Source organism: Kitasatospora saccharophila (genome assembly GCF_039529925.1).
Taxonomy (GTDB): Bacteria; Actinomycetota; Actinomycetes; order Streptomycetales; family Streptomycetaceae; genus Kitasatospora; species Kitasatospora saccharophila.
On the sequence record NZ_BAAANS010000186.1, the window covers coordinates 1 to 592 of the forward strand.

Below are 592 nucleotides of genomic sequence, written 5' to 3' on the forward strand. Positions count from 1 at the left end.
CCTGCTCGCCGGCCGCTACCGGATCGCCGAGCTGCTCGCGGAGATCGACGGTGCGCGGGTGTGGCGGGCAGTGGACGAGGTGCTCAGCCGAGCGGTCGTCGTGGACGTCCTCCCGGTGGGCGACCCCCGGACCAACGTCCTCTTCGACGCGGCCCGGCGTGCCGCGGCCGCGAACGACCCCCGCTTCCTGCGCGTGCTCGACTGCGACGTCTTCGAAGGTGTCACCTACTGCGTGCGCGAGTGGGCCGGCGGCCGCCCGCTGGAGCGGATGCTCGGCGCCGGACCGCTGACCGGCCAGCAGGCCGGCTGGCTGGCCCGCGAGGTCTCCGAAGCGCTCGAGAACCTGCACCGCACCGGTCACTCGCACGGCTCGATCAGCCCGGCCACGGTCGTCGTCACCGATGCCGGTGCGATCAAGGTGGTCGGGCTCGCCACCGAAGCCGCGCTGCGCTCCACCGGCCCCGGTACGCCGGAGCAGGACGTCCGAGCGCTCGGTGAGCTCCTCTACGCGTCGCTGACCGGCCGCTGGCCCGGACCGGCTCCGGCCTGGGGGCTGCAGCCCGCTCCGGTCGAGCACGGCCGACTGCTCAGC

Annotated in this window: 1 protein-coding gene; it reads left to right on the forward strand. The window is 74.7% G+C overall.

Annotation, left to right across the window (positions count from 1 at the left end; genetic code table 11):
* Positions 1-592, forward strand: a 592-nt coding sequence (locus ABD345_RS40090; RefSeq protein WP_344559782.1) for a protein kinase family protein, incomplete at both ends; no start/stop codon positions are given.